General features: G+C 61.4%; 29 protein-coding genes and 1 tRNA gene. 14 read left to right on the top strand and 16 right to left on the bottom strand.

What is annotated here, in order from left to right; translation table 11 throughout:
- The first annotated feature begins 11 nt into the window (after positions 1–11).
- Positions 12–1,043 carry an NAD-dependent epimerase/dehydratase family protein gene (locus tag ASD83_RS04160; RefSeq protein WP_056308215.1) on the top strand — a complete coding sequence of 344 codons (1,032 nt, stop codon included), beginning with the start codon at positions 12–14 and terminating at the stop codon, positions 1,041–1,043.
- Here the strand turns inward: ASD83_RS04160 and ASD83_RS04155 are convergent.
- Positions 1,024–1,566, bottom strand: coding sequence for a hypothetical protein (locus tag ASD83_RS04155; RefSeq protein WP_056309851.1), 543 nt, complete (start codon positions 1,564–1,566; stop codon positions 1,024–1,026). The genes ASD83_RS04160 and ASD83_RS04155 overlap by 20 nt on opposite strands.
- Positions 1,567–1,813: 247 nt before the next feature.
- Positions 1,814–2,998, bottom strand: a complete 1,185-nt coding sequence (locus tag ASD83_RS04150) for a hypothetical protein (protein ID WP_056308213.1) — start codon at positions 2,996–2,998, stop codon at positions 1,814–1,816.
- A gap of 243 nt (positions 2,999–3,241) precedes the next feature.
- Here ASD83_RS04150 and ASD83_RS04145 point away from each other — a divergent pair, with 243 nt between their 5' ends.
- A complete protein-coding gene (locus tag ASD83_RS04145) occupies positions 3,242–4,723 on the top strand; it encodes a Do family serine endopeptidase (protein ID WP_082560941.1) in 1,482 nt (493 codons plus the stop codon).
- A gap of 289 nt (positions 4,724–5,012) precedes the next feature.
- Here ASD83_RS04145 and ASD83_RS04140 read toward each other — a convergent pair whose 3' ends face one another.
- Complete coding sequence (locus tag ASD83_RS04140; protein WP_156385734.1) at positions 5,013–5,579, bottom strand: hypothetical protein; 567 nt, start codon at positions 5,577–5,579, stop codon at positions 5,013–5,015.
- Between the two features lie 106 nt (positions 5,580–5,685).
- Between ASD83_RS04140 and ASD83_RS04135 the strand changes: the two genes are divergently transcribed.
- From ASD83_RS04135 to ASD83_RS04115, 5 genes are read left to right on the top strand one after another with little or no spacing between them, the layout of a single operon-like run.
- Positions 5,686–6,999, top strand: coding sequence for a replication-associated recombination protein A (locus ASD83_RS04135; protein WP_056308209.1), 1,314 nt, complete (start codon positions 5,686–5,688; stop codon positions 6,997–6,999).
- A 9-nt stretch (positions 7,000–7,008) separates the two neighbouring features.
- The gene (gene crcB, locus ASD83_RS04130) at positions 7,009–7,392 is read left to right on the top strand and encodes a fluoride efflux transporter CrcB (RefSeq protein ID WP_056308207.1); all 384 of its coding nucleotides are present in this window, start codon (positions 7,009–7,011) and stop codon (positions 7,390–7,392) included.
- On the top strand, positions 7,389–8,378 hold the full coding sequence (locus ASD83_RS04125) for an RluA family pseudouridine synthase (RefSeq protein ID WP_056308205.1): 990 nt from the start codon (positions 7,389–7,391) through the stop codon (positions 8,376–8,378). The genes crcB and ASD83_RS04125 overlap by 4 nt, the downstream gene beginning before the upstream one ends.
- Positions 8,375–9,040, top strand: a complete 666-nt coding sequence (locus ASD83_RS04120) for an HAD-IA family hydrolase (RefSeq protein WP_056308203.1) — start codon at positions 8,375–8,377, stop codon at positions 9,038–9,040. Before ASD83_RS04125 ends, ASD83_RS04120 begins: the two co-directional genes overlap by 4 nt.
- Before the next feature lies 1 nt (position 9,041).
- The gene (locus tag ASD83_RS04115) at positions 9,042–9,821 is read left to right on the top strand and encodes an ATP12 family chaperone protein (protein ID WP_056308201.1); all 780 of its coding nucleotides are present in this window, start codon (positions 9,042–9,044) and stop codon (positions 9,819–9,821) included.
- Here the strand turns inward: ASD83_RS04115 and folK are convergent.
- The 8 genes from folK to rimO all read right to left on the bottom strand — a co-directional run bounded on the left by folK (position 9,818) and on the right by rimO (position 16,723).
- Positions 9,818–10,249, bottom strand: a complete 432-nt coding sequence (folK, locus tag ASD83_RS04110; protein WP_056308199.1) for a 2-amino-4-hydroxy-6-hydroxymethyldihydropteridine diphosphokinase — start codon at positions 10,247–10,249, stop codon at positions 9,818–9,820. The genes ASD83_RS04115 and folK overlap by 4 nt on opposite strands.
- Positions 10,249–10,632, bottom strand: coding sequence for a dihydroneopterin aldolase (folB, locus tag ASD83_RS04105; RefSeq protein WP_056308197.1), 384 nt, complete (start codon positions 10,630–10,632; stop codon positions 10,249–10,251). Before folB ends, folK begins: the two co-directional genes overlap by 1 nt.
- A gap of 17 nt (positions 10,633–10,649) precedes the next feature.
- Positions 10,650–11,492, bottom strand: coding sequence for a dihydropteroate synthase (gene folP / locus ASD83_RS04100; RefSeq protein ID WP_056308195.1), 843 nt, complete (start codon positions 11,490–11,492; stop codon positions 10,650–10,652).
- A 77-nt stretch (positions 11,493–11,569) separates the two neighbouring features.
- Positions 11,570–12,382, bottom strand: coding sequence for a sulfate ABC transporter permease subunit CysW (gene cysW, locus ASD83_RS04095; protein WP_056308193.1), 813 nt, complete (start codon positions 12,380–12,382; stop codon positions 11,570–11,572).
- On the bottom strand, positions 12,382–13,218 hold the full coding sequence (gene cysT / locus ASD83_RS04090) for a sulfate ABC transporter permease subunit CysT (protein ID WP_056308191.1): 837 nt from the start codon (positions 13,216–13,218) through the stop codon (positions 12,382–12,384). Before cysT ends, cysW begins: the two co-directional genes overlap by 1 nt.
- Before the next feature lie 64 nt (positions 13,219–13,282).
- Positions 13,283–14,266 (bottom strand): sulfate ABC transporter substrate-binding protein, encoded by a 984-nt coding sequence (locus ASD83_RS04085; RefSeq protein ID WP_056308189.1) that lies wholly within the window; start codon positions 14,264–14,266, stop codon positions 13,283–13,285.
- A gap of 168 nt (positions 14,267–14,434) precedes the next feature.
- Positions 14,435–15,340 (bottom strand): DMT family transporter, encoded by a 906-nt coding sequence (locus ASD83_RS04080; RefSeq protein ID WP_056308187.1) that lies wholly within the window; start codon positions 15,338–15,340, stop codon positions 14,435–14,437.
- Positions 15,341–15,397: 57 nt separating this feature from the next.
- Complete coding sequence (gene rimO, locus ASD83_RS04075) at positions 15,398–16,723, bottom strand: 30S ribosomal protein S12 methylthiotransferase RimO (RefSeq protein WP_056308185.1); 1,326 nt, start codon at positions 16,721–16,723, stop codon at positions 15,398–15,400.
- Positions 16,724–16,963: 240 nt separating this feature from the next.
- Here rimO and ASD83_RS04070 point away from each other — a divergent pair, with 240 nt between their 5' ends.
- A complete protein-coding gene (locus ASD83_RS04070) occupies positions 16,964–17,341 on the top strand; it encodes a DoxX family protein (RefSeq protein ID WP_056308182.1) in 378 nt (125 codons plus the stop codon).
- Between the two features lie 54 nt (positions 17,342–17,395).
- Here the strand turns inward: ASD83_RS04070 and ASD83_RS04065 are convergent, their stop codons facing one another.
- Positions 17,396–17,917 (bottom strand): DUF4282 domain-containing protein, encoded by a 522-nt coding sequence (locus tag ASD83_RS04065; protein WP_056308181.1) that lies wholly within the window; start codon positions 17,915–17,917, stop codon positions 17,396–17,398.
- Positions 17,918–17,956: 39 nt separating this feature from the next.
- Positions 17,957–18,694, bottom strand: coding sequence for a lipoyl(octanoyl) transferase LipB (gene lipB, locus ASD83_RS04060; protein ID WP_056308179.1), 738 nt, complete (start codon positions 18,692–18,694; stop codon positions 17,957–17,959).
- A 64-nt stretch (positions 18,695–18,758) separates the two neighbouring features.
- Here lipB and ASD83_RS04055 point away from each other — a divergent pair, with 64 nt between their 5' ends.
- Both ASD83_RS04055 and ASD83_RS04050 read left to right on the top strand, forming a co-directional pair.
- Positions 18,759–18,992: a FliM/FliN family flagellar motor switch protein gene (locus ASD83_RS04055; protein WP_056308177.1), complete on the top strand. Its 234-nt coding sequence runs from the start codon at positions 18,759–18,761 to the stop codon at positions 18,990–18,992.
- Positions 18,993–19,116: 124 nt separating this feature from the next.
- A tRNA-Leu gene (locus ASD83_RS04050) sits at positions 19,117–19,201 on the top strand.
- A 67-nt stretch (positions 19,202–19,268) separates the two neighbouring features.
- Here the strand turns inward: ASD83_RS04050 and ASD83_RS04045 are convergent.
- Together ASD83_RS04045 and ASD83_RS04040 are read right to left on the bottom strand one after the other, a co-directional pair.
- On the bottom strand, positions 19,269–19,805 hold the full coding sequence (locus ASD83_RS04045) for a GFA family protein (RefSeq protein ID WP_056308174.1): 537 nt from the start codon (positions 19,803–19,805) through the stop codon (positions 19,269–19,271).
- Positions 19,806–19,808: 3 nt separating this feature from the next.
- Positions 19,809–20,174 carry an MmcQ/YjbR family DNA-binding protein gene (locus ASD83_RS04040; RefSeq protein WP_056308171.1) on the bottom strand — a complete coding sequence of 122 codons (366 nt, stop codon included), beginning with the start codon at positions 20,172–20,174 and terminating at the stop codon, positions 19,809–19,811.
- Positions 20,175–20,326: 152 nt separating this feature from the next.
- Here ASD83_RS04040 and mgtE point away from each other — a divergent pair, with 152 nt between their 5' ends.
- From mgtE to ASD83_RS04020, 4 genes are all read left to right on the top strand, one after another.
- The gene (gene mgtE / locus ASD83_RS04035; RefSeq protein ID WP_082560939.1) at positions 20,327–21,742 is read left to right on the top strand and encodes a magnesium transporter; all 1,416 of its coding nucleotides are present in this window, start codon (positions 20,327–20,329) and stop codon (positions 21,740–21,742) included.
- A gap of 313 nt (positions 21,743–22,055) precedes the next feature.
- Positions 22,056–22,733 carry a glutathione S-transferase family protein gene (locus ASD83_RS04030; RefSeq protein WP_056308169.1) on the top strand — a complete coding sequence of 226 codons (678 nt, stop codon included), beginning with the start codon at positions 22,056–22,058 and terminating at the stop codon, positions 22,731–22,733.
- Entirely contained in the window at positions 22,730–23,155 is a 426-nt protein-coding gene (locus tag ASD83_RS04025) for a DUF1489 family protein (protein WP_244489090.1), read from the top strand. The genes ASD83_RS04030 and ASD83_RS04025 overlap by 4 nt, the downstream gene beginning before the upstream one ends.
- A gap of 104 nt (positions 23,156–23,259) precedes the next feature.
- Positions 23,260–24,159: a division plane positioning ATPase MipZ gene (locus tag ASD83_RS04020; RefSeq protein WP_056308167.1), complete on the top strand. Its 900-nt coding sequence runs from the start codon at positions 23,260–23,262 to the stop codon at positions 24,157–24,159.
- A 120-nt stretch (positions 24,160–24,279) separates the two neighbouring features.
- Here the strand turns inward: ASD83_RS04020 and ASD83_RS04015 are convergent, their stop codons facing one another.
- Positions 24,280–24,699: a winged helix-turn-helix transcriptional regulator gene (locus ASD83_RS04015; protein ID WP_056308165.1), complete on the bottom strand. Its 420-nt coding sequence runs from the start codon at positions 24,697–24,699 to the stop codon at positions 24,280–24,282.
- Between the last annotated feature and the right edge of the window lie 238 nt (positions 24,700–24,937).

Genomic DNA, 24,937 nt, shown 5'->3' with positions numbered 1-24,937 from the left:
GGGGCAGATTCATGGACCGCATTCTCGTCACCGGAGCCTCCGGCTTCGTGGCCAAGCACGTCATCGGCGAACTCCTGCGCGCCGGCTACCGCGTCCGCGGCACCGTGCGCAATCGCGGCAAGCTGCGCTCCATCCAGGCCGCCATGGATCTCCTCGCGCCCGGCGCCGGCGATCGCCTCGAAATCGTCGAAGCCGACCTCCTCGACGACGCCGGCTGGGCCTATGCCATGGAAGACGTCGCGGCGGTCATGCATGTCGCAACGGTCATATCAGCCGAAGAACCCAAAGATCCCTCGACCGTCATCCGCCCCGCCGTCGAAGGCACCGAGCGCGTCCTGCGCTTCGCCCGCGCCGAAGGCGTGCGCCGCGTCATCATGACCTCCTCCATCGCCACGGTCGGCTACGGCCATGGCCACGAAACCGGCAAGCACACCTATACCGAAGCCGATTTCACCGATCTGACCAAGATGCGCCGCCCCTGGGCCTATTGCATCGGCAAGACTCGCGCCGAACAGGCCGCCTGGGCCTTCGCCAGCGGCCAGAACATGCAATTGACCACCATCCACCCCGGCGCCATCCTCGGCCCCGCCAGCGACCCTGAAACCAGCATTTCCCTCGGCCTCGTCGGTGGTCTCCTCGATGGCTCCACCCCCGCCATGCCGCGTATCGGCTTTGCCATCAGCGATGTCCGCGACGTCGCCGCCATGCACCTCGCCGCCCTCCGCAATCCCGAAAGCGTGGGCCAGCGCTATCTCGCGACCGGCCCCTATCAAAGTTTCGAGGACGTCGCCGCAACCCTTCGCGAGGCCTATTCCGACTACCAGGTCACCATAAAAACCATCCCCGATTGGCTCATGCGCATCCTCGCGACCCTCGGCGGCCCCGTTCGCCAGATCATCAACGACATCGGCAACGAAAAACACTTCGACGGCTCCAAGGGCGAACGCCTCCTCGGCCGCCCCTATCACACCCCGAAAGAAGCCGTGCTCAGCGCCGCCGAAAGCCTGATCCGCTTCAATCTGGTCAAGCCAAAGGCAAAGTAAGCCCCCAGGCCCGATAGAGCCGGTCCAGTTCCTGCTGGTTGCGGCAGACTACCAAGGGCAGGCCACTGTTCTCCGCCATGATCCGCAGTTTTCCGCCCGAGCGCCGCGTGTGCCAAAGCCAGTGGATCATATGCCACTTGATGGAATCCCGATTGCCCTCGAGGGCTCCGGCCCTGTTCTGGCTCAACGTCCTTCGAAAATAGCGCCAATACCGCCGGGCCAGGAAGTCATCGATCGCAATGATTCCGGTCGCCCGCTGCAATCGGGCTGGCAAAACCTCGGAATAATTTCCGTCCATGACCCATTCGGGCTCGGCGATCGCCGCCGCATGCAGTGCATGAAACTCCGCCTTGGGCCGCGGAACCCAGTCCGTATTGGGCGTGTGATTGAAAAGATCGACATGCCTCGCGGGCATCCCCAACCTCTCCCCGATCGCCACCGCCAGCGTCGATTTCCCCGAATTGGTCGGCCCCACGATCATGATCCGCCGGCCCAAAGTGGCAATATCTGGTGGCTCGTCCATCAACCTCTCCCCCTGATTCAATCCACGAACCAAAACGTCTAAACTGCCGAAAAGACTCGGCTTATCCGCCGTTCCCGCCCCATCCCCGGCTGTCACCCCGGCGAAGGCCGGGGCCCATCCTGAGATCTCGAGATGGATCCCGGCCTTCGCCGGGATGACAGCCGTTGGGCGAAAGAATCCCCCCAAAAACAAAAGAACCCGCCCAAGCCAAAGCCCGGGCGGGTCCCTATCAAAATCCCAAAAGACCTTACTCAGCCGGCGCCATGTCCTTGCCGGTATAAACGTCCTCGACCCAATACTGGTCGCGACGGTCAAACCCATTGAACGGGGTCAGCGAAGCCTGCGTGTACGCCCCCATCAGGCCGAATTCGATCCAGTCGTCTTCATCGATATCGGCCGGCAGGGTGAACACCTGCGGCAGCACGTCATAGCTGTCGCAAGTCGGGCCCCAGATGGTGAATTCGGAGAATTCGCCATTATTGTCGTGGAGACGCGGCCCGCGCCAAACGCGCACCGGCGGGGTGAAGTGCATGAACTTCACTTCCATCAGCGAACCATAGGCGCCGTCATTGACATAAACCGACTGCCCGCCGCGCTGATGCTTCACGCGCAGCAGCAGCGAGGTCGAGGACGTCACCAGCGACCGGCCCGGCTCGATGATCAGTTCTGGCTTGTTCTTGTCGCCAAAATGGTCGGAAACAGCCTGCGAGATGGTCTCGAAATAATAGTCCATCGGCGGCGCTTCGCTGGTCGGGTAGGGGGCCGGATAGCCGCCGCCGATATTGAGGCGCTTCAACTCGATGCCGCTTTCTTCAACGATCCGCGCCGCCGCCGCGATGTGGCGCTCATAGGCATAGGCGTCTTCGCACTGCGACCCGACATGGAAGCAGAGGCTGGGCGTATAGCCCATCTTCTCGACGGCGGTGACGATTTCGGCCGCGCCCTGTTCCATCACGCCAAACTTGATGCCGAAATCATAGCTCTTCAGCGCCTTGCCGGCCTTGAAGCGCGTGGTCACTTCCACATCGCGCGATGGCGAGACGACAGCAGCGAGCTGGTCGAGCTGCTGCGGGTGGTCGATGGTGAAGCTGCGAACGCCGAACTCTTCATAAGCGCGTTCGATCTCGCGCTTGTTCTTGATCGGGTTGTTGTAGTGCATTACGGCGCCGGGCGCATGGTCGCGCACCAGTTCCATTTCGGTGTTCGAAGCCACGTCGAAGGCCTTGAGGCCTTCCTTGTGCAGCTGCGCGATGATGTGCGGCGACGGGTTGCACTTCACCGCATAGGTCAGCAGCCCGTCAAAGCCCTTCTTGAAGACTTTCACAGCCCTGTGGAACTCCTTCTCCGAGAAGAGGAAAGAAGGAAAGTCCGGCGCCTCTGCCGCGATCAGCGCGGAGGTATTGGCGTAAACGGTCTTCGGCTCGTCAGTCATTGGACAACAGGCCTTTCGGGGCTGGAGAGTGAAGGAAATTCACCGCGTTTACGTGTTTTCCAGTTCGAAAACGCGAGAAAATTGAGCGCTGCATATAGGGCCGTGTGCCCCCTCGCGCAAACGTTTATTTGCCTAGGGAAACAACAATGTTCGAGCGTCATTTTCATGACAGATTCCGGGCGTTCTGCTCGCGTCGCATTCTGTGAGCCAAACGGCTCTGAACAGGTAGCTGAAAGTTTACCCATGTCTCTGCGAACGCTCGTCTTTTCGGGTGTCGCCGTAGCGGTCATCGCCATCGGCGGCACACTGGCCTTCTCTCCCTGGAACGCACCGGGGCAGGCCCAGGTTCAACAGGCTCAGGCACAGATCGAAACGCCACCGCCTGTTTCGGCGCCGCGCGCGGTGCCGTCCAGCCAGCCGCAGGTGCAGCTCAGCTTCGCCCCCATCGTCCAGGCGGTGTCGCCCTCGGTGGTCAATGTCTACGCGACCCGCATCGAGTCCCAGGCGGCTTCCCCCTTCGCCAATGATCCGTTCTTTTCCCGCTTCTTCGGCGATCAGTTCCAGTCCCGCCCGCGCGAATCCCGTTCGCTCGGCTCCGGCGTCATCGTCGATGGGGCAGGGGTCATCCTCACCAATTCCCACGTCATCAACGGCGCCACCGACGTTCGCATCGCTTTGAGCGACGGTCGCGAATTCGCCGTCGATGTCGTCGTCGAAGACAAACAGACCGATCTTGCCGTTCTTCGTGTCCGCGATACCCGCGGCGTGGCTTTCCCCGCCATCACCTTTGCCGATAGCGACGCGCTGCTTGTCGGCGATCTCGTCCTCGCCATCGGCAATCCCTTCGGCGTCGGCCAGACCGTTACCTCCGGCATCGTCTCGGCCCTCGCGCGCACCGGCGTCGAAAGCTCCAATTACGAATTCTTCATCCAGACCGACGCAGCCATCAATCCCGGCAATTCCGGCGGCGCTCTGGTCGATATGCAGGGGCGCCTGGTCGGCATCAACACGGCCATCTATTCCCAGTCCGGCGGCTCCGTCGGCATCGGCTTTGCCATCCCCGCCAATATGGCCAAGCTCGTCGCCGAGGCCGGCGTCACCGGCGGCGCCATTGTCCGCCCCTGGTTCGGCGCCAAGATGCAGGCCGTCGATTCCGACATCGCCAATAGCCTCGGCATGGATGCGCCCCACGGCGCCCTCATCACCGAAGTCGCCCCCGATGGCCCCGCCGCCCGCGCCGGCTTCCAGTCCGGCGACGTCGTCCTCTCCGTCGATGGCCAGCGCGTAGACGACCCCAGCGCCTTCAATTTCCGCCTGGCAACCAAGCCGATCGGCCAAACCACCAAACTCGAACGCCTGCGCGGCACGTCAACCGACACGCTGGATTTCCAGGTCGAAGCTGCCCCCGCACCAGCCGGCAACGCCACCGCCACCATCTCCGCCGATTCCCGCTTCTCGGGCGTCACGGTCCGCCAGCTCGACCCGGCCCTCGCCGAATCCAAAAACCTCCCCTACGACGCCACCGGCGTCCTCATCACCGCCATCGCCGCCGGTTCCCCCGCCGAAGCCATGGGCCTCCAGGTCGACGATGTCATCCTCCAGCTCAACGACACCGACATCAAAGACGCCCAAACCTTCAGCGCCACAGCTTCGCAACGGATGCGCACCTGGCAAATCATCCTGCAGCGGGACGGAAGGGTGAGTAGAGCCATAGTCAGCGGATAGGCCCCCCCCCCTCGGGCCCGACCCGAAGGCTCCGCACGAGCTGGAAGCACCAGTAGAGAGGAAACCCCAGTAGCCCTCATGGTGAGGTCTTCGAGATTTCTCGCTCCCTCAGTCCCCGCCACCCCCTCCCATCCTCCCCCATCAAGGGGGAGGTGCGGCATCGAGTGAGGGCACCATCCAGAGTAAACCGCGGTCCCTTCACCTCCCCCTTGATGGGGGAGGATGGGAGGGGGTGGAGTCACAAACACCGTCCCCTTGAATCACCCCCTCAACCCCCGCCGCTACCCCCTTACTCCACCCCCACTTCCGGCAATTCCAACTCCGCCAGCGCCTGGATCGTCTTCATCCGCGTTTCCTTCAATCCCCTCAGCAACTCACTCGCCCCATCGCCATATCCACGCCGGCTGATCCCGAACATCGCCACCCCATCCTCCAGCGGCACATAGCGATAGGCGTTCCACTCGACGATCACTGCCTCGCCGCTGCTGTCGCTGAGCATGAAGTCGAGGATCATTTCCCCCGTCGCCTCGTTCTGCATCACGTCGAAATTCACCACCGGGTCGCTCGCCTTGCGCTCCTGCAAACCCTTGATCATCGTGCCGGCAGCATCCCCGACCGAAACCCCATTGGTCAGCACATCCACCATGAACATCTGATCATAGGCTTCCACCGTCTGCCCCTCGGGCACATATTCCTGCTTGTAGAACGCGTCCGTCGGGTGGCTCGTCCAAGCGAGTTCAAAGCTCGTCCCCTCGAGCACAAACGGTCCCGGCGCTCCAATGGCATCCTCCTGAGCCACGACAGTCGAACCCGACAGACAAACCAGCGCCAAAGCGGCAACCCAACGACCAATCATGTGCAATCCCTCTTCCTCTAGCCACAGTTGAACGCGCAACTCGAGCCAAGGCAACACTTGAACGAAGCCGCGTGCCACTCGCCGCACAATTTGCTATTGAGCCCCCATGTCCGATCTCTTCGCCGCCGATCCCAACGAAACCGACAAGGCCCGTCCCCTCGCGGACCAGCTGCGCCCGCGCGCCCTCGATGAGGTGATCGGCCAATCCCATCTCCTCGGCCCCGATGGCACGCTCACCCGCATGCTCGCTTCCGGCCGCCTCGGCTCGCTCATCCTCTGGGGCCCTCCCGGCACCGGCAAGACCACCGTGGCGCGCCTCCTCGCCGACCAGATCGGTTTCCGCTTCGAGCAGATCTCTGCCATTTTCTCCGGCGTAGCCGACCTGAAAAAGGTTTTCGAAAAGGCCCGCTTCGAACGCCTCTCCGGCCACCGGACGCTGCTCTTTGTCGACGAGATCCATCGCTTCAACCGCGCCCAGCAGGATAGCTTTCTTCCTGTCATGGAAGACGGCACCGTCGTCCTCGTCGGCGCCACCACCGAAAACCCGTCCTTCGAGCTCAACGCCGCGCTTCTCTCCCGCAGCCAGGTCCTGCGTTTCCAATCGCTGACAGCCGACGATCTCGCGCTGCTCCTCAGTCGCGCTGAAAGCCTCGTCGGGTCGACTTTGCCGATCACTGACGAAGCGCGCCACACCCTCCTCGGCCTTGCCGATGGCGATGGTCGCGCCCTTCTCGGCCTCGTCGAGGAGATTTTAGCATCTGCCAAGCCTGATGAGACACTCGATGCTAACAGTCTGCTAACCGTAGTGCAGCGTAGAGCCCCCATTTACGACAAGGCGCAGGAGGGCCACTACAACCTCATTTCGGCGCTGCACAAAACCATTCGCGGCTCCGATCCAGACGCCGCGCTCTACTATTTCGCCCGCATGATCGATGCCGGTGAAGACCCGCTTTTCCTCGCTAGACGCTTGATTCGTATGGCTTCCGAGGACATCGGCAATGCCGACCCGCAAGCGCTCCCCCTCGCCATCGCCGGCCGCGACGCCTACCAGATGCTCGGCTCCCCCGAAGGCGAACTCTCCCTCGCTCAGGTCGTCGTCTACCTCGCCCTCGCGCCCAAATCCAACGCCGTCTACACCGCCTTCAAGGCCGCAATTTCCCTAGCGAAATCAACTGGTTCGCCCATGCCGCCCATGGTCATCCTCAACGCCCCCACCAAGTTGATGAAGGGCGAAGGCTATGGCGACGGCTACCAATACGACCACGACGTTCCCGACGCTTTTTCCGGTCAGGAATACTTCCCCGAAACCCTTGGTAGACAACAGTTTTATCAACCCGTCGAGCGCGGTTTCGAGCGCGATTTGAAAAAACGCATGGACTATTTCGCCCGCCTTCGCGCCGAAAAAGCCAGGAAAGACTGAGGTTTAGCGATGTACGGCTTCCTCCTAGTCGGCGCCGGCGGCGCCCTCGGCGCCATGGCCCGCTACGGCTTTTCGAGCATCATCGGCCGCCTCTGGCCCATGGGCTTCCCGCTCGCGACCCTCTTGATCAACATCATCGGCTCCATCGCCATGGGCCTCTTTGTCGGCTTCATGGCCAAATTTCTCCCCGCCCACCAACATGAGCTAAGGCTCTTTGTGGCCATCGGAATTTTCGGTGGCTTCACTACTTTCTCCTCGTTCTCGCTCGACACGATCGTTCTCATCGAGCGCGGCGAATTGTTCGCGGCGATCACCTATGTCGCCTTGTCAGTTGTAGTTTGTCTCATAGGCCTATATCTCGGCCTTTTGATAACCAGAGGCAGCCCCGCATGAGTGGCGTTCAACATCGGGAAGTCACAGCAGACGAAGACGGCATGCGTCTCGATCGCTGGTTTGCCCGGCATTTCCCCCAGGTCGGTTTCGGCCGCCTGCAAAAGCTGATCCGCAATGGTGAAGTCAAGGTCGACAAGGCGAAAGCCGAGACCAGCACGCGCCTTGCCGCTGGCCAGTCCATCCGCATTCCGCCGGTCGATGACCCCGGCACCGTTCGCCCCACCAAGGTCAACGATGAAGATGCAAGGTTTCTCAAGGACTTGATCCTCTATGAGGATGATGACCTCTATGTCTTCAACAAACCTCACGGCCTCGCCGTGCAGGGTGGCAGCGGCACGGCCCGCCATCTCGATGGCCTCTTAAAGAGCCTGCCCAACAAGCTCGGCGAAGCTCCGCGCCTGGTGCACCGCCTCGACCGCGACACCTCTGGCTGCCTCGTCGTCGCCAAGACCGGCCAGGCGGCGACCCATTTCGGCAAGGTCTTCATGTCGCGCTCGGCGCGCAAGATTTATTGGGCTCTCGTCGCCGGCAACCCGACGCCGCGCCAGGGCGAAATCTCCTGCTTCATCGCCAAGCGGGTGACTGAAGACGGCGAGCAGATGGTTGTGGTGAAAAATGGCGCTCCCGGCGCCGTCCATTCCTCGACTTATTACTCGACCACCGAGACCGCCAGCCGCCGCTTTGCCTGGGTCACGCTCAAGCCTGTCACCGGTCGCACCCATCAGCTCCGCGTCCACATGGCCCAGCTCGGCACGCCGATCATCGACGATCCGCGTTACTTCAACATCGAAAACTGGATGCCGGCTCCCGGCCTCGGCGAGGGCCTGCACCTCCATGCCCGCCGCATCGCCCTGCCGCTGCGCAATGGCAAACGCCTTGATATTTCAGCACCTTTGCCGCCACACATGCGTGAAAGCTGGGACGCGTTGGGCTTCGATGCCGACCGCTACGATGTTCAGGATATCGATCCGGAGAACGGCGCGTGAAACTCATCATGTTCGACATGGACGGGACGCTGATCGACACAGAGGCCCTGATCGTCGAACATATGACCACGACTTTCGAAGCAGCCGGCCTGACGCCACCGACCCCGACGCAATCGCGCCGGGTCATCGGCCTGTCGCTACCGGTTGCCATCGCGCGGCTTCTCGGCACCGATGTGACGCCGCAAGCCGAGCAAATGGCTGAAGACTATCGCAGCCGCTATCGCGCCTCGCTGGTGCAGGCCGAGGGACGCGAGGGCCTCTTCCCCGGCGCCCGAGAAGCCTTGGATTTCCTCGCCACCTGGCCCGATACGCTACTCGGCATCGCCACTGGCAAAGGCCTCAACGGCGTACACCGCCTGACGCAACTCCATGGCATTGCCGGCCATTTCGTCACCTTGCAGACGCCGGACCACAATCCATCAAAGCCCCATCCGGGCATGATGCTCCGTGCCATGGCCGAAACCGGCGCCGACGCGCGTGACACGGTCATCATCGGCGACACGACCTTCGATATCGAGATGGGCAAGGCCGCCGGCGCCAAGGCCATCGGCGTCACCTGGGGTCATCACGACGACAGCGAATTGCTCGCTGCCGGTGCGGATGTGCTGGTCGACACCTATGCCGACCTGCCGCTCGCCATCAAGAAAGTACTGGAATACTGACATGCGCGACCAGTTGGAAGAAGCCCTGAAAAATCAGGAGTTTGGCTACGGTCAGGCGCAGCACATCAACCCGATCGACCTGCCCAAGCGCTTCTACACAGCCGTCGATGTCGCGCGCACCGATGATGGTTACGTCGTCACCCTCGATGGCAAGCAGACCCGCACGCCCGGCCGCAAACTACCGGTGATCGTGCCGGCGGTTTCCATCGCCCAGGCCATGGCCAGCGAATGGTCAGCGCAGGACAAATACGTCGATCCCACCACCATGCCCATGGTGCGACTGATCAATTCGGCCGTCGAAAGCGGCGAAGAGAACGTTCCGGCGTTCCGTTCGGAAATCGGCAAATTCGCCGGCAACGACCTCCTCCTCTATCGCGCCGATACCCCGCAGGAACTGGTCGACGATCAGGAATTGCACTGGGACGGGGCGCTGGTCACGCTGGCGCGACATTTCGACGTGGCCTTCCAGCCCACCATCGGCATCATCCACCAGCCCCAGCCGGCTTCAACGCTGACCAAGCTCGACGCCGCGCTGGAAGAGCAGGGCCTTCTCTCGCTGACGGCGCTGGTCTCCATCACCGGCATCACCGGCTCCGGCCTCCTCGCCATCGCCCTGCTGCATCAACTGCTCTCCGCCGATCAGATCTGGACCGCGGCTCACGTCGACGAAGACCACCAAATCCGCCTCTGGGGCGCAGACGAAGAAGCCATGACCCGCCGCGCCAAGCGTCGCGTGGAGTTCGACACGGCCGTGGCCGTTGTGGAAGCGTTGCGGGCCTAAGCCCGCGCCGCGATCCACTCCGCCGTTTCCGGCGAGATATCGCGCAACGGCACCAGCACGAAATCGCGCGCATGCGCATGGGGATGCGGCAGCGTCAGCCGTCCCGTCTGCATCTCGATCCGCTCATAAGCGATGATATCGACGTCGATCAGCCGCGGTCCCCAGACCTCGTGCCGAACGCGCCCCATTTCGCGCTCGGTATCGAGCGCCACATGCAGCAGGTCGATGGGCTCGAGGTCGGTCTCGACCTCCGCCGCCATATTGGCGAAATCCGGCTGATCCGTCTTGCCCCAAGGCTTTGTCGCAATCACCGACGATTGCTTGACCACCCGGATATTCGGGTGCGCATCGAGCAGTCGAATGGCGTCCAACAGCTGCGCCGGCGGATCGCCGATATTTGCCCCGAGGCTCAGCCACGCTCTCGCCATCACGCTTGCCTCACGCGATGCAACTCGATCGCCGCTTCCCCGCGCACCATGGCAATTGGCGCCTCGGGCTTGCGAATGCGAATGACGATCCAGTTGATATCGCCAAACCGCTCGAACAGGGCCGTGACGATATTCTGGCCCAGCGCCTCGATCAGCTTGGTCCGTTGGCCCTCAAATGTTGCCTTCACCACATCATAGATGTCGGCATAGGAAACCGTATGCCCGATCGCATCCGTCTCACCCGGCGCGGTCAGGTCTACCCCGCATTCGAGATCGACGAAGAAGCGCTGACCCAGCCGCTCCTCCTCGGCAAAGAGGCCGTGATAGCCATAAAAGCCGAGATCGCGGAGAATGATGCGGTCGCCCGTAAAAGCTGCGGTCATTGAATGGTCCTCAAAAATTAGGGGCCGTAAAGGGTAGCTTGAGCCACGCGCAGGGCATCGCGATTGGCCGCGACGTCATGCACGCGAAAGATGTGTCCGCCGCGCTCATAGCCTTGCACTGTAGTCGCTATGGTCCCGGGCAGCCGCTCGTCCGGCTGATTGTCCAGAAGCTTGCCGATCATCGATTTTCGCGAGGTGCCCACCAGCACGGCATGGTCCGGATAGGCCTCCGCCAACTCCGGCAGCAGCCGCAGGATTTGATAATTCTGCGCCAGCGTCTTGGAAAACCCAAACCCCGGATCGAGGATCAGCTGCGTCCGCGACAGTCCCGCCACATCGGCAATCGCCAGTGTCTTGGCAAAATACGCGATCATCGCGGGCAGCGGCAGTGTCTCCGCGTCCCAGCTTTTGTCCCAATGCATGGCGATCACCGGCGCGCCATAAAGCGCTGCGACCTCCGCCATTTCCGGCGCTCCCTGCAAACCATAGACATCATTGATAATATCGGCCCCCGCCTGGATCGCCTGATCGGCCACCAGGGGTTTGTAGGTATCGATGGAAATCGGCGCTACGATCTCGGCAGCCCGCAGCGCGTCGATGACCGGAATGACGCGATCCAGTTCCGCCTGCACCGCCACAGTTTCCGAGCCCGGCCGCGTGCTTTCCCCGCCGATATCAATGATATCGGCGCCTTCATCGAGCAAAGCGCGCGCATGCGCCACGGCGTGATCGAGCGTGGCATGCAACCCACCGTCCGAAAAACTGTCCGGCGTAACGTTGAGAATGCCCATGATGAGCGGACGTGGCCCCAGTTCCAGAGCAGGGCGATGGGGCAGGGGAACGATATGAGTCGTGTGCATTGCAAATCCTGCCCCTCGCTTAGGGGCGCCAAGGCTCCGGCTCAAGCGTATTCTTGTCTAGCGGCCCGCGAAAGCCGCTAGCGGCGTTCCCAAGTCTCAAGCGCCGATTTCAGCACCAGAGTAATCACCGCGATCAGCGCCAGCGTCGAGGCCGCGGCAAAGGCGCCGGCGATATTGAAATCGTTGAACAGCAGATTGATCTGCAGCGGCAGCGTATTGGTCTGCCCGCGGATCGAACCGGACACTACCGAGACGGCGCCGAATTCCCCCATCACCCGCGCATTGGTCAGCACCGCGCCATAGACCAGGCCCCAGCGGATATTGGGCAGCGTAACGCGGCAGAACATCTGCCAGCCATTGGCGCCAAGCGACAAAGCCGCTTCCTCGTCATCCGTCCCCTGCTGCCGCATCAGCGGCACCAGTTCGCGCGCCACATAGGGCGCAGTAACGAACAAACTCACCATCACGATGGCGAGCGGGGTGAACATGATCTGCAATCCGCTCGACTGCAGCAGCGGCCCAAGCAGCCCCTGATTGCCATAGAGAAACAGGTAGACGATGCCGGCCACGATCGGGCTGACAGCCGCCGGCAGTTCGATGACGGCAATAAGCAATTGCTGGCCGCGAAACTTGAAGCGCGTCACGAGCCAGGCCAGCGCCACACCGACCACCATATTGATCGGCACGACGATGACGGCCGTAACAACGGTAAGAAGAATCGCATGCAGCGTGTCGGGCTTCAGGATGGCGCTGAAATAGGCGCCAAGCCCCTCGCGCAGCGCAAAGCTGAAGATCAGCGCCAGCGGCACGACCAGCGCCACGGCGGCGAACAGAAACGACAGCCCGATAAGAACATTTGCGCCTGCACTGCGCCCTGCCGTCTGGCTCATCAGGTCTTCCTCTCGACATAGCGAACCTGCCAGGCAGCCAGCAGGTTCGTCGCGATCAGCGTCAGGAAGGCCACGGCCAGCAGCACGAAGGCGAGCGCCGCCGCGCCTTCATAATTGTATTCATCGAGCCGGATGAAGATCAGCAGCGAGACGATTTCCGTGAGCCCCGGCAGGTTGCCGGCGATGAAAACGACCGCGCCAAATTCGCCCAGCGACCGCGCAAAGGAAAGCACGCAGCCGCCAATGAAGGCGGGAAGGATTGTCGGCCAGATGATCCGCGTAAAAACCTGCCAGCGCGAGGCGCCCAGCGTTATCGCCGCGTTTTCAAAGTCGATATCGACCTCTTCCAGCACCGGCTGCACGGCGCGCACCACGAAGGGAATGGAGGTGAACGTCATGGCAGCGATAATTCCGAGCTGAGTGTAGTTGACCTTGATGCCATTTGGCTCGAGCAATTGCCCATACCAGCCCGTTTCCGCAAAGAGGGTCACCAGCACCAGCCCCGCCACGGCGGTCGGCAGGGCAAAGGGCAGATCAATCAGAGCATCGAGAATGCGCCGCCCCGGAAAGCGATACCGCGTCAGGACCCAGGCGAGCAGCAGCCCCACCACGCCATTGATGATCGTAGCAAAAAAGGCCGAGCTGAACGTCACCCGATAGGCCGCCAGCGCACGATTCGAACTGATGATCCGCCAGAACTCAGGGAACCCCATGCCTGCGACCTTGAGCAGCATGGCGGCGAGGGGAAGCAGGATCACGAGCGTGAGATAGAACAGCGAAATGCCCATGGACAGCCCGAAACCGGGCAGCAGGTGCTTGCTGCGATGCTGTGCCATATATCCCCCGAAATACGATACGGCGCGACCGAAGTCGCGCCGCAAACTGCTTGAGCCGAGGCCGTTACTGGTTGACGAAAACCCTGTCGAGCAGACCACCGTCAGCAAAGTGCTCGGCGGCAACCTTGTCCCAGCCGCCGAAAGCGTCTTCGACGGTCACAAGACGGATTTCCGGGAAGGTCGCGGCATGCGCGGCGGCAACGGCCTCATCCTGCGGACGGTGGAAATTGGCAGCTGCCACTTCCTGGCCTTCTGGCGTGAAGAGGAAATCGAGATAAGCCTTGGCAAGATCACGGCTTCCACGGGCATCGACGACCTTATCGACGATCGCCACCGGGAATTCCGAGAGGAAGCTCACAGACGGGACGACGGCTTCATACTTGTCGGCGCCGAGCTGCTTCACGACGGCGAGGGTTTCGGCCTCGAAGGTCACCAGCACATCGCCCAGCTGGCGCTCGGTGAAGGCGGTGGTGGCTGCGCGGCCGCCGGTTTCGAAGACCGGAACGTTGGCGAAAAGCTTGGTGAGGAATTCCTCGATCTTGGCTTCGTCGCCGGCATATTCCTCGGTCGCCCAGGCGCGGGCAGCGAGATAGGTATAGCGGCCGTTACCCGACGTCTTGGGGTTCGGGAAGATCACCTGCACGCCTTCGGCCGCGAGATCGCCCCAGTCCTTGATGGCCTTGGGATTGCCCGAGCGGACGAGGAAAGACGGGAAGGAATAGAAGGGCGCAGCATTATTGGGGAATTCGCTGGTCCAGTCTTCCGACACATAACCGCCTTCCACCAGCTTCTGGATATCGGTCACCTGGTTGAAGGTGACGACGTCGGCCTGGAGGCCTTCGAGCACGGCGCGCGCCTGGGCCGAAGAGCCGGCATGCGACTGGTTGATGGTGACGGTCGCGCCGGTCGCCGCATAGGCGGCGTTCTCGGCTTCGAAAAGCTCGCGGGCAATGTCGTAGGAAGCGTTGAGAATGTCGGTGGGCTGGGCCAGAACCGGGCTGCTGGCAAGAGCGAGCGCCGCAACGGCGGAGAGGAGGAGCTTGTTCATCGTGGCGCTATTTCCGTGAAAGCGAAGGCATTGGTCACAGGTGATGCGATGCCGCTTTTCGGTCGTAAAGCGCTAAATGCTTGGCTCGGATGACTAATTTACGCGCCGCAAAAGCAGGGGTAAGCCGTTGCTCTTGCTGCCGCTAAAGCGCGATTTTGTTTCGGCTGGTCAGGGCCGAAGTTTCAGTTTCGCGCCATATTTGGCGACGCCGATACCCGACACCACCAGCATCAAGGACAAGACGAGATAGGGTGTCAGTTCGGCAATCCCGAGCGCAACGAGATAGATCGCAGTCAGAACCGGGGTCAGGAAACTGAACACGCCAATAAGCTGCGCATTGCCCTGCTTCATGCCGAAATCCCACATGGCATAGGCGAGCGCGAAAAAGATTGCGGCCGAAGCAACGATAACAAGGCTCGAAACCGGGGCAGGGGGAGCGCCGAGACCGAACAGCCAGATAGAGCCATTGATGATGGCGCTGGCACCAAAGATGACGCCGAGGAAATTGCTGCTGCTGGAGGGATAGCGCGCCGCCATGGCCGAAAAAACAGCCCAGGTGACGGCTGAGATCACAGCCCAGAAGTGACCGGGCATGAGATGGAAAGTACCGACCGCCAGCCCCTTGCCGAGAAGCAGCGTGACAATGCCGGCCAGCCCCAACCCGCCCGCAACCGCATGGAACCACCGAAACCGCTGCCCCAACGAGATCGTCGTGAGAACCACCACCAGAAGCGGCCAGGTATAGATGATCAATGTCGCCTCAAGTGGCGGCGCCTGCTGCAGCGCCGCGACCCAGGTCAGGTTATGGCCGCCAATGCCGATAATGCCCAGGAGATAGAGCCAGACGGGCACGGTTCTGAGCTCGGGCAGGGGATTGTGGCGTCGGGCAATCCACATGGCGATGAAAACCAGCGCCCCGACACCATCGCCGAGCCCGACATATAGGAATGGATCAACTCCGACAGCCGATGCCACGATCGGCGCCGTCATCGACCAGATGAACACAGCGGCAACGCCGCCTGCCGTTCCCCAGCTGGACCTTGTCCCCTGGCTCGTCTCTGCGCTCAGTTCCATGAAATCTACGCAAGAAAAATCCCCGCTTGCGCGGGGATGTTGTGTAAGTCGCCGGTCTCAGGCCGTCGCCGGTTCGGCGAAGAGATCATATTCATCATTGTCGGTCACCTTCACCGAAACGATGTCGCCGATCTTGATGCCGGTGGCGTTGCTGACGATCACCTGGCCGTCGATCTCCGGCGCATCCCACTTGGAGCGCGCAATAGCGACATTGCCCTCGGGGCGAACGTCATCGACGATCACGTCGATGGTCCGGCCGACCTTCTTCTGCAACTGGTGGAAGGAGACGTTCTGCGCCACTTCCATCAGCTGGGCAAAGCGCTCTTCCTTCACCTCGTCGGGCACAATGCCTTCGAGTTCATTGGCGGTGGCGCCGGTCACGGGCTCATACTTGAAGCAGCCGGCGCGGTCGATTTCGGCTTCCTCGATGAAGTCGAGCAGCATTTCGAAATCTTCCTCGGTTTCGCCCGGGAAGCCGACGATGAAGTTGGAGCGAACGGTCAGGTCAGGAACCTGGCGCTTCCAATCGAGAATACGATTGAGCGTCTTTTCCTGATGCGCCGGGCGCCGCATCGCCTTCAGCACGTTCGGCGAAGCATGCTGGAACGGAATGTCGAGATAGGGCAGGACGAGGCCTTCGGCCATCAGCTCCATTACCGGATCGACATGGGGGTAGGGGTACACGTAGTGCAGACGCACCCACGCACCCAGCTCGCCCAGTTCCTTGGCGAGATCGTAGAACTTCGCCTTCACGTCGCGGCCACGATATTTCGAGGTCGCATATTTGAGGTCGAGCCCGTAGGCGCTGGTATCCTGCGAGATCACCAGCAGTTCCTTGGCGCCTGAGCGGATCAGCCCCTCGGCCTCGCCCAGAATGCCGGCCGCCGGGCGCGAAGCCAGATCGCCGCGGATCTGCGGAATGATGCAGAACGAGCAGCGATTGTTGCAGCCTTCGGAAATCTTCAAATAGGCATAGTGCCGCGGCGTCAGCTTCAGCCCGCTCTCCGGCACCAGATCGATGTACTTGTTCGGCACCGGCGGCAGATGGTCATGCACGGCCGAGACAACGTCTTCGTACTGATGCGGACCGGTGATCGCGAGCACATTGGGGTGCGTCTCGCGGATCATGCTCTCTTCGACGCCAAGGCAACCCGTAACGATAACGCGACCGTTTTCGTTGAGCGCTTCGCCGATCGCCTCAAGGCTTTCCTTCTTGGCGCTGTCGAGGAATCCGCAGGTATTCACCAGCACGATATCGGCGCCGGCATAGTCGCGACTGAACGAATAGCCCTGCGCGCGCAGGGTCGTCATGATGCGTTCGCTGTCGACGAGCGCCTTGGGGCAGCCGAGGCTGACTAAACCGATTTTGGGCGCCTGAGTCATGCGCGTGCGAAAGTCCGGAATTGCTTTGGATGGCGCGTCATACAGAATGTTTGACGGTTACGCAATGTGACTGCCCCTCGCACGGGGCTTGGCAGACCTTCCACGAGCGGTGGACACGCACTCTTGAACATCGCAAACAGCGAACAGTGCGTTACCAAATGTTCACTTTCTGGAACCAGCGGGTTGCGATAGGCGTCTCTCCCCTGGCGTCAGTTCGGCGCCGCACACGGGAGTGTTTATATGTCCGATCGTCTCTCCGCCTATGCGCCGCAGGCCCTCGCCGTGCTGCGCATCATGACGGCTTTGCTGTTCCTCGCCCATGGCACACAAAAACTGCTGGGTTTCCCCGCTGCCGAATTCGCGCCGCCCACATTCTCGATTTTCTGGATTTCCGGCCTGATCGAAATCATCACCGGGGCGCTGATCGCCATCGGTTTCTTCACTCGTCCGGCCGCTTTTCTGGCCTCCGGCACGATGGCCGTCGCCTATTGGATGGCCCACGCCCCGGCCAATTTCTTCCCCGCCAACAATGGCGGCGACGCGGCAATCCTGTTCTGCTTCGTCTTCCTCTACCTGATCTTTGCCGGTCCGGGCGCCTGGAGCGTCAACAAGAAGTAAGGCCAAAAGCCCGAAACAATCAGGCCGCCCGGAGCGATCCGCGGCGGCCTTTTTTTATGTCGTGGGCGGCGTCCGCTTGGCGGTGCGCTTGGGCTTGAACGGCTCGCCCGCTATGCTCGAAGGCTCCCGCCTGATATCGCCCTCTGGCGTCACCTGCGGCGGTGGTTCGGTGGCCGGCGTGTAATATTCGTCCGCCTCGGCATAGTCGGTCGCTTCGCCATGCTCGGCCAGATCGCGAATGGCGTCGCGCACTTCGTCCAGCAAGGACGCCGAATAGCGCGAACGGTTGACAGTCTCGCCCGTTGCCTCATGCGTCTTGAACCACACCAGCAGCGCTTCGCAGCCAATACGGAGGGCAACGATCGCGGCAAGACCGAACACCGCAATTTCAAGCAGGCCCCAAAGCCCATCGCCAAAACTGCTGCCGAAACGGAAGAAGAAGTGGCTGACGGCCCACAGCAGAATGGAAGCCAGGCCCAGCGCATAGAGAATCGGCACGAGGCGGGGCGACAGGATGGCGTCGAGCCGGAACAGTGTCTGGCGGGTGAGAAGGCGTTTCAGGTCGTCCGTGGTCATGCCGGGCTCCTCGATTCGGGATAGCTGCAAATTATTCTGTCAGGCCACGCTGGCAAGTGCGCCGGACGCATGGGTGGTCGGGCCAAAGATCGTCTCGAATGTGCTGCGCATCACGGAATCTACCTCCGCCATCGAAATCAACTGACCCAGATCCTCAAAACTGGTCACGCCCTGATCGGTAATGCCGCAAGGCACGATTCCATCATAGTGCCGGAGATCGGGATCCACATTGAGCGAAATGCCGTGGAAGGTCACCCATTTGCGCACGCGCACGCCAATCGCGGCAATCTTGTCCTCGCGCCCAAACCCCTTGTCCGGGCGCTGCACCCAGACTCCGACGCGACCCTCGCGCCGCTCCCCTTTGATATTGTGCGCCGCAAGCGTGTCGATCACCCATTGCTCCAGGCCTTTGACGAGGCAGCGAATGTCGCGCCCGCGCTGGGTCAGGTCGAGCATCACATAGGCCACGCGCTGTCCGGGGCCATGATAGGTATATTGCCCGCCACGTCCCGCCGGATAGACGGGAAACCGCGGATCGATCAGGTCTTCCGACCGTGCCGACGTTCCGCCCGTATAAAGCGGCGGATGTTCGAGCAGCCAAACCGCCTCGGGCGCTTCACCGGCCGCAACGAGTGCTGCACGATTCTCCATCGCCGCCAGAGTGCGTTCATAGTCCATGAGACCCTCGAACTGCACCCAATCGACCGGCCGCTGGTCCGCTCGATGCAATTTCGAACGAATTTGGCACGCCTCGTCACCTGTCGTTAAGACTTCCATAACCAAGCCTGAGCAATCCTTAATTCACGAAGCCCCCGGCATTCCGCGAGCGAGACCCTTATTTATGAACACCCTCGACAATATTGAAGTCGATATCACCGTCGAACTCGGCGCGACCACCATGCCGATCCACCATCTGTTGCGCATGGGCCGCGGCGCTGTGATCGAACTGGAGCAGGGCGAGAACGATCCGCTCTCCATCTACGCCAATCATACGCTCATCGCCCGCGGCGAGGTGAATGTCGAGGATGGACAGCTTCGCGTGCTCGTCACGGAAAAGGTCTACAAGCACGGCTGATTTTTTGCGACTCTCCACAGGCCTGAAAGAAATCTCGATTTAGGTGCTTGAGGTTCGCCAAGTCCTTTGCTACATCCCCACTCGCTTCAGGCGCTTCGGCGATTGAAGCTTCTACCACAGATGTGCGGTCGTGGCGGAATTGGTAGACGCGCAGCGTTGAGGTCGCTGTGCCGCAAGGCGTGGAAGTTCGAGTCTTCTCGACCGCACCATTCACCCCTAGGGGATGAAACAAAAAGCTGCCTTCGGGCGGCTTTTTTGTTTTCCGAGGGTCCGGGTTCAGGTCACCACCTCGTCCTTGATGTCGATATTGGGCACCTTGAAGCCCATGGCGATCCAGGCGGTAAGAAGTTTTCCATAAAACCCCATGGTCTGCCAACGCCCGGACGGAATCGAATCGTCCAGCGCGATCTCCGCACTGCGATCGCCGGTCACGGTCCGGATATCCGGCTGCGGCGCCTGACCTGGCGGCCAGAGGCTTGAGTAAAGACTCAGCCAGTGCCCGCCCTTGAATTCGAGAAATACCGGGCTGTTGCAGCATGTCGTCACCACCCGGCGCGTCGGCGCGGACGAACTCAGCCGATGGCCCCGCAGCAGGTCCGTGCCCTTGGTGATCTCCACCCGGTCCTTGCGATAGAGCACAAAACGCGTGCCGCCGTTTTCTTCCAGCATTGGGCGCGCCAGGGGGAGCCCCGCCATGCGCCCGCCTGCCTCGCGGCAACTATTGCAGTGGCATTCGGTGGCAATGAATGGCTGCCCGGTAACAACCATTTCGAACTGCCCGCAGGAGCAGTTGAGGCGCGTAGATGGCGTCATTCCCTAGTCTTCCTCTTTCCCGGGCGGTTCTCCGCCCTGCGGTGCCTTGAATTGCCAGGCATCCTGCAGCCGCAGGCTGAGCTCTTCGTCGTCGATCGCCGCCAGCCGCACCAGCACCGCGTCATGGCCGACATAGTGATCGGTTTCGAAATAGATGGCCGGCGAAATCTCCATCAGCAGCACCTTCTGTTCGAAGGGACATTGCAGCACGATCGTCTCTTCATCGAGGAGCCTGACAAAAGTGCGGTCTCTGACCTTGAGGGCAGGGCTGCCGTAGCTCGTCGACAGGACGATGTCCGTCAGCCCCCTGGCATTCGCCAGCGCCACGATTCGGTCGAAGGCGAGATCGAAATTGCTCTGGCTCGACATGACCCACTCCATCCTTGCATCGCGCCGGACACAAACGCTTCAACCGGCGCGAAATTGGAAGAAACTTCGCAATCGCAGTCTGGCGCCTTTATTGCTGATTGGCTACTGCTTGCCTTGCCCCTGAAACCCCCAGGACACACAAAGGGCTCCCGATGAGCAGCGATTTCGAAACCGAGCTCGGCACCGAGGCCGAGATGGACACCAGCGCGTTCCGCGATGCGGACGATCGTATCAGTCTGCTTTGGCTCGAACGCTTAAGGGCCTTCCTCGCTGCCGGCCGCGCCGAAGATGTCGCGCTGGTCATGGAGCCTCTCCACACCGCCGACGTGGGTGACGTGCTCGAAATGCTCGATCACGACGAGCGTCTGGCTCTCGTGCGCCTCCTCGGGGACCGGTTCGACTATTCCGCGCTGACCGAAGTTGACGAGAGCATCCGCCTCGAACTGATGGAAGCCTTGCCCAACGCCGAAATCGCCCGCGGTGTCTCCGGGCTCGATAGCGACGATGCGGTGGCGATTCTGGAAGACCTCGAAGAGGAGGACCAGAACGAAATTCTCTCGGCCCTGCCGACCTTCGAGCGCCTGAGCCTCAAGCGCAGCCTCGATTTTCCCGAAGATTCCGCCGGCCGGCGGATGCAGACCGAATTCATCGCCATTCCGCCGTTCTGGACGGTCGGGCAGATGATCGACTATCTGCGCGCCGAGCGCGACCTGCCCGATGAATTCTACCAGATGTATGTGGTGGATGCCGGCTTCAAGGTGCTCGGCACGCTGCCGCTCGATCGTGTGCTGCGCTCGCCGCGCGCCACCAAAATCGAATCGATCATGAACACCACCCTGGTTCTGGTCGATGCGGCCGAGGATCAGGAAGAGGCCGCCCGCGCCTTCGAGCGCTATGACCTTGTGGAAGTCGGCGTTGTGGACGAAAGCGGGCGTCTGGTCGGCGTGCTCACCATCGACGACATGGTCGACGTCATCACCGAAGAGGCTGACGAGGATATCAAGCTCCTTGCTGGTATCGGCGATGAAGACGTGTCCGACACCACTTTCGACACGGTGCGCAGCCGCGCGCCCTGGCTAGCGGTCAATCTCGTCACTGCCGTTCTCGTTTCGCTCGTCATCGGCCTTTTCAACGGCACTATCGAGCATATGGTTGAACTGGCGGTTCTCATGCCCATCGTCGCCTCCATGGGCGGCAATGCGGGCGCGCAAACCATGACCATCACCGTGCGCGCCATTGCCATGCGTGAACTCGAAGGCGGCCGTCTGCGCCGCCTCATTCGCCGCGAAATGGTGGTGGGTTTTTTCAATGGCGTGATCTTCGCCATTCTCATCGGCCTCGTTACCTGGGGGCGCTACAACAATGTGGAATTGGGAATCGTCATCGCCATGGCGATGATCATCAACCTCGTCGTCGCGGGCACCGCTGGAATATTAATTCCTCTCACCCTCGATCGCTTCAAGGCGGACCCCGCAATCGCCTCCGCCGTCTTCGTCACGACCATCACCGATGTCATTGGATTCTTCGCCTTTTTGGGCATTGCCGGTCTCTGGTTCGGACTTTTTTAGGATCCAAAACCGGTTGTGCACTGTTGCAGATGGGTCACTTGCAAAGGTTACGTGACACAGTTAACGCTTGCTGACCGGCCCCTCGAAGCGTCCTGAGCGGGTCGGCGTGACGGCTGACAAGGAGCGGCAAAATGCGCAGTCAACCGAAGACCCTGGCCTGGCATTCTATAAGCTGGGCCCTCGTCGCCCTTCTTTCGATGGGGCTCGTTATCTCGGTGGTCGCCGGCGTCTAGCTGGAGTTCCGTACCGAAAAGATTTAGGGAAGGGCGCCCTTGCCACAGGGCGCCCTTCCTTTTGCAGCAAGGTCTTTTGCATGAAACTGCTCATCGGAAATCGCAACTATTCGTCCTGGTCGCTGCGCCCCTGGCTGGTGCTGCGCCATTTCGATCTCCCCTTCGAAGACGAGGTGCTGATGCTCTCGGGCGAAGGCTGGCGCGAAACGCTCGCGGCCCGCTCGCCCACCGGAAAAGTGCCGGTGCTGATCGATGGCGATCTCGCCATCGCCGAGACCCTCGCGATCATCGAATACCTCGCGGACAAATATCCCGAAAAGCACATCTGGCCAGCCGATCAGCGCGACCGCGCCCTTGCGCGCTCGGCGGCTTCGGAAATGCATGCAGGCTTCATGGCGCTGCGCAGCAATGCTCCGATGAACCTGCGCGCCTCCCATCCCGGCAAGGTCGATCCGGATCTCGTTCGCAAGGATCTTCACCGCATCGAACAATTGTGGGGCGATTTCCTCGCGCGCTCCGGCGGCCCATTCCTCTTCGGCAGCTTTTCCGCCGCCGACGCCATGTTCGCGCCCCTCGCAACGCGTCTCCGCACCTATGCACTGCCCATTTCCGACACCGCCGCCGGCTATGTCGAAGCCATCTACAGCCTGCCCGCCTTCCAGGCTTGGCTCGCTTTGGCTCTCCACGAGCCATGGATCGTCGACGACGACGAGATCGATGTCATTCAGGGTCGGGTAGCTCCCGGAACCCTCGCATGATCCACATGGTCAAACTCTGCGTCGGCGTTTCCAGCTTCGAGGAGCTGGAAAGCTACCGCGACGAGCGCGCCCATTGGTGGGGCGCGGATTACGGTGAAGACGTCCACGTCCATCGCACCCGCATGATGCCCAAGCGCGGCGCAGAAATGGAAGGCCAGGGCTCGATCTATTGGGTCATCGCCGGTGCCATCGTCTGCCGGCAGGTCATTCAGCGGCTGGCGTCCTATACCGACGCTGAAGGCAAGAATTACTGCGACATCATCATGTCGCCCGAGCTCATCCGTACGATTCCTTACCCCAAACGCCCCTTCCAGGGCTGGCGCTACCTCCAACCCAAGGATGCACCGCCCGATATTGCGGCCAATGATGCGGAAAACTCCGTAGAGATTGCCGCCGAACTCGCGCGCCTCGGCCTTTTGTAGGCCTGAAATCGCGTCGCATTAATCGTTTAACGATTGTTAATGTTCGTCCCGCTTGTGCATAAGGCGTGAAGAGTCGAGAATCCTGCGACTGATTTGGGGGCGTGATGGTTCGACAGGCGGCGCATGTCATCGTCGTTGGCAATGAGAAGGGTGGGTCGGGCAAATCGACCACGGCCTTCCATCTGGCTATCTATCTGCTCTATCAGGGCTACAAGGTTGCCTCGATCGACGTCGATAGCCGCCAGCAGACGCTGACCCATTATGTACGCAATCGCCGCGACTGGGCCCGCCAGCGTGGCCTCAGCCTGCCGCACACCACCCATTTCCACCTGCCTCTGGCCCGCGGCGATTCCCTCAAGGAAAATAACCGCGTCGAATTCGACCTTTTCCGCCAGGCCATCGCCGAGGTGGAACAATCGAGCGAATTCATCGTCATCGACACGCCCGGCTTCGATACCAACCTGACGCGCCTCGCCCATTCGCTGGCCGATACGCTGGTCACCCCGGTCAATGACAGCCTCATCGACCTCAACGTCATGGCCCATGTCGATCCGGTCACCGGCGAGCCGCGCGAGTTGAGCCACTATGCCCGCCTCGTGCAGCGCGCCCGCTCCGAGCGGCTCTCCATCGACGGCCGTACCATCGACTGGGTGCTCGTGCGCAACCGCATTTCCATGCTCTCGTCGCGAAACATGCGGCAGGTGCAGACCATGCTCGAGCGCATCGCCATGCGCCTCGGCTGCCGCGTCTCCGATGGCATAGCCGAGCGCGTGATCTTCCGCTCGCTCTTTGCCACCGGCATGACCGTGTTCGATCCGCTGGACGACGAACTCCTGGGCGGCGTGCCGTCCATGTCCCACACCAGCGCTCGCCAGGAATACCGCGCCCTCGTCGCCGCCCTGAACCTACCCTTCAGCCGCCGCGCCGAAGCCCGCCGCGAAGTGCTGGAAGCCGGCAAACGCGAAACCGACCGCTTCGTCCACATGGCGCCGTCGGAAACCTGAGGCCATTGGGCCTTTTGGTGGGATTTATCTAAACTCGATTGTCACCCCGGCGAAGGCCGGGGCCCATCCTGAGTTTTCAAGATGGATCCCGGCCTTCGCCGGGATGACAGCTAGCGGGTGTTACTGCCCGCGGGCATAGGCAATCTTGCGTGGCTCTGCCGCTTCCACCGCATGCAGCCGCTGATCGTAGATATCGCGAGCATCGATGATCGAGTGATGGTTATCGGCCGTCCAGTCCCAGAGCGCGTTGATCGGCCCCTGCAGTGTCTTGCCCATTTCCGTCAGGCTATATTCCACCCGCGGTGGCACCTCGGGATAGATCGTGCGGCTGACGAGCCCATCGCGCTCAAGATTGCGCAAAGTCAGCGTCAGCATGCGCTGCGACACGCCATTGATCAGGCGCTTGAGTTCGTTGAACCGCAGCGTGCCATTGCGGCTCAACATGCCGACAACCATCACGCTCCATTTGTCGCCAATCCGGCTCAGCACATCGGACATCGCAGAGCAGTTCGAGTGCTGGGATGTATCGGTCAGTGACATGGCTGTGCCTCCTTATTGCGGGTACTTGGGCACTAATATAAACACAGTTACTAGTTGTGACTAGAGGGCCGGCCGAACTGCGGCTTAAGCTGTGGCGAAAATGGTTGTTTTCGAGAACCGGAGCGGAACGTACATTTAAGGTACGTGAGCACCGGAAGCGCAGAAAACTGCCGTTTGCAGACCAGCATAAGCCGCAGACCGGTCGGCCCGGTGCGACATGTCGTCAGCAGGGGGAGAC

Source organism: Devosia sp. Root685 (assembly GCF_001427875.1).
Classification (GTDB): domain Bacteria; phylum Pseudomonadota; class Alphaproteobacteria; order Rhizobiales; family Devosiaceae; genus Devosia.
The sequence above is the reverse complement of the archived record's forward strand: the minus strand, read 5'-3'. Positions and strand labels throughout refer to the sequence as shown.

Excerpts from the sequence above, each read along its gene's own strand:
- ASD83_RS04055 (WP_056308177.1), top strand. The coding sequence starts at position 18,759 with ATGAACACCCTCGACAATATTGAAGTCGATATCACCGTCGAACTCGGC.
- cysT (WP_056308191.1), bottom strand. The coding sequence starts at position 13,218 with ATGGCACAGCATCGCAGCAAGCACCTGCTGCCCGGTTTCGGGCTGTCC.
- ASD83_RS04015 (WP_056308165.1), bottom strand. The coding sequence starts at position 24,699 with ATGTCACTGACCGATACATCCCAGCACTCGAACTGCTCTGCGATGTCC.
- ASD83_RS04030 (WP_056308169.1), top strand. The coding sequence starts at position 22,056 with ATGAAACTGCTCATCGGAAATCGCAACTATTCGTCCTGGTCGCTGCGC.
- folP (WP_056308195.1), bottom strand. The coding sequence starts at position 11,492 with ATGCACACGACTCATATCGTTCCCCTGCCCCATCGCCCTGCTCTGGAA.
- ASD83_RS04140 (WP_156385734.1), bottom strand. The coding sequence starts at position 5,579 with ATGATTGGTCGTTGGGTTGCCGCTTTGGCGCTGGTTTGTCTGTCGGGT.
- ASD83_RS04155 (WP_056309851.1), bottom strand. The coding sequence starts at position 1,566 with ATGGACGAGCCACCAGATATTGCCACTTTGGGCCGGCGGATCATGATC.
- ASD83_RS04160 (WP_056308215.1), top strand. The coding sequence starts at position 12 with ATGGACCGCATTCTCGTCACCGGAGCCTCCGGCTTCGTGGCCAAGCAC.
- crcB (WP_056308207.1), top strand. The coding sequence starts at position 7,009 with ATGTACGGCTTCCTCCTAGTCGGCGCCGGCGGCGCCCTCGGCGCCATG.
- ASD83_RS04150 (WP_056308213.1), bottom strand. The coding sequence starts at position 2,998 with ATGACTGACGAGCCGAAGACCGTTTACGCCAATACCTCCGCGCTGATC.
- ASD83_RS04085 (WP_056308189.1), bottom strand. The coding sequence starts at position 14,266 with ATGAACAAGCTCCTCCTCTCCGCCGTTGCGGCGCTCGCTCTTGCCAGC.
- lipB (WP_056308179.1), bottom strand. The coding sequence starts at position 18,694 with ATGGAAGTCTTAACGACAGGTGACGAGGCGTGCCAAATTCGTTCGAAA.
- cysW (WP_056308193.1), bottom strand. The coding sequence starts at position 12,382 with ATGAGCCAGACGGCAGGGCGCAGTGCAGGCGCAAATGTTCTTATCGGG.
- ASD83_RS04080 (WP_056308187.1), bottom strand. The coding sequence starts at position 15,340 with ATGGAACTGAGCGCAGAGACGAGCCAGGGGACAAGGTCCAGCTGGGGA.
- ASD83_RS04145 (WP_082560941.1), top strand. The coding sequence starts at position 3,242 with ATGTCTCTGCGAACGCTCGTCTTTTCGGGTGTCGCCGTAGCGGTCATC.
- ASD83_RS04125 (WP_056308205.1), top strand. The coding sequence starts at position 7,389 with ATGAGTGGCGTTCAACATCGGGAAGTCACAGCAGACGAAGACGGCATG.
- ASD83_RS04025 (WP_244489090.1), top strand. The coding sequence starts at position 22,730 with ATGATCCACATGGTCAAACTCTGCGTCGGCGTTTCCAGCTTCGAGGAG.
- ASD83_RS04070 (WP_056308182.1), top strand. The coding sequence starts at position 16,964 with ATGTCCGATCGTCTCTCCGCCTATGCGCCGCAGGCCCTCGCCGTGCTG.
- folK (WP_056308199.1), bottom strand. The coding sequence starts at position 10,249 with ATGGCGAGAGCGTGGCTGAGCCTCGGGGCAAATATCGGCGATCCGCCG.
- mgtE (WP_082560939.1), top strand. The coding sequence starts at position 20,327 with ATGAGCAGCGATTTCGAAACCGAGCTCGGCACCGAGGCCGAGATGGAC.
- ASD83_RS04115 (WP_056308201.1), top strand. The coding sequence starts at position 9,042 with ATGCGCGACCAGTTGGAAGAAGCCCTGAAAAATCAGGAGTTTGGCTAC.
- folB (WP_056308197.1), bottom strand. The coding sequence starts at position 10,632 with ATGACCGCAGCTTTTACGGGCGACCGCATCATTCTCCGCGATCTCGGC.
- ASD83_RS04045 (WP_056308174.1), bottom strand. The coding sequence starts at position 19,805 with ATGACGCCATCTACGCGCCTCAACTGCTCCTGCGGGCAGTTCGAAATG.
- ASD83_RS04020 (WP_056308167.1), top strand. The coding sequence starts at position 23,260 with ATGGTTCGACAGGCGGCGCATGTCATCGTCGTTGGCAATGAGAAGGGT.
- ASD83_RS04065 (WP_056308181.1), bottom strand. The coding sequence starts at position 17,917 with ATGACCACGGACGACCTGAAACGCCTTCTCACCCGCCAGACACTGTTC.
- rimO (WP_056308185.1), bottom strand. The coding sequence starts at position 16,723 with ATGACTCAGGCGCCCAAAATCGGTTTAGTCAGCCTCGGCTGCCCCAAG.
- ASD83_RS04040 (WP_056308171.1), bottom strand. The coding sequence starts at position 20,174 with ATGTCGAGCCAGAGCAATTTCGATCTCGCCTTCGACCGAATCGTGGCG.
- ASD83_RS04135 (WP_056308209.1), top strand. The coding sequence starts at position 5,686 with ATGTCCGATCTCTTCGCCGCCGATCCCAACGAAACCGACAAGGCCCGT.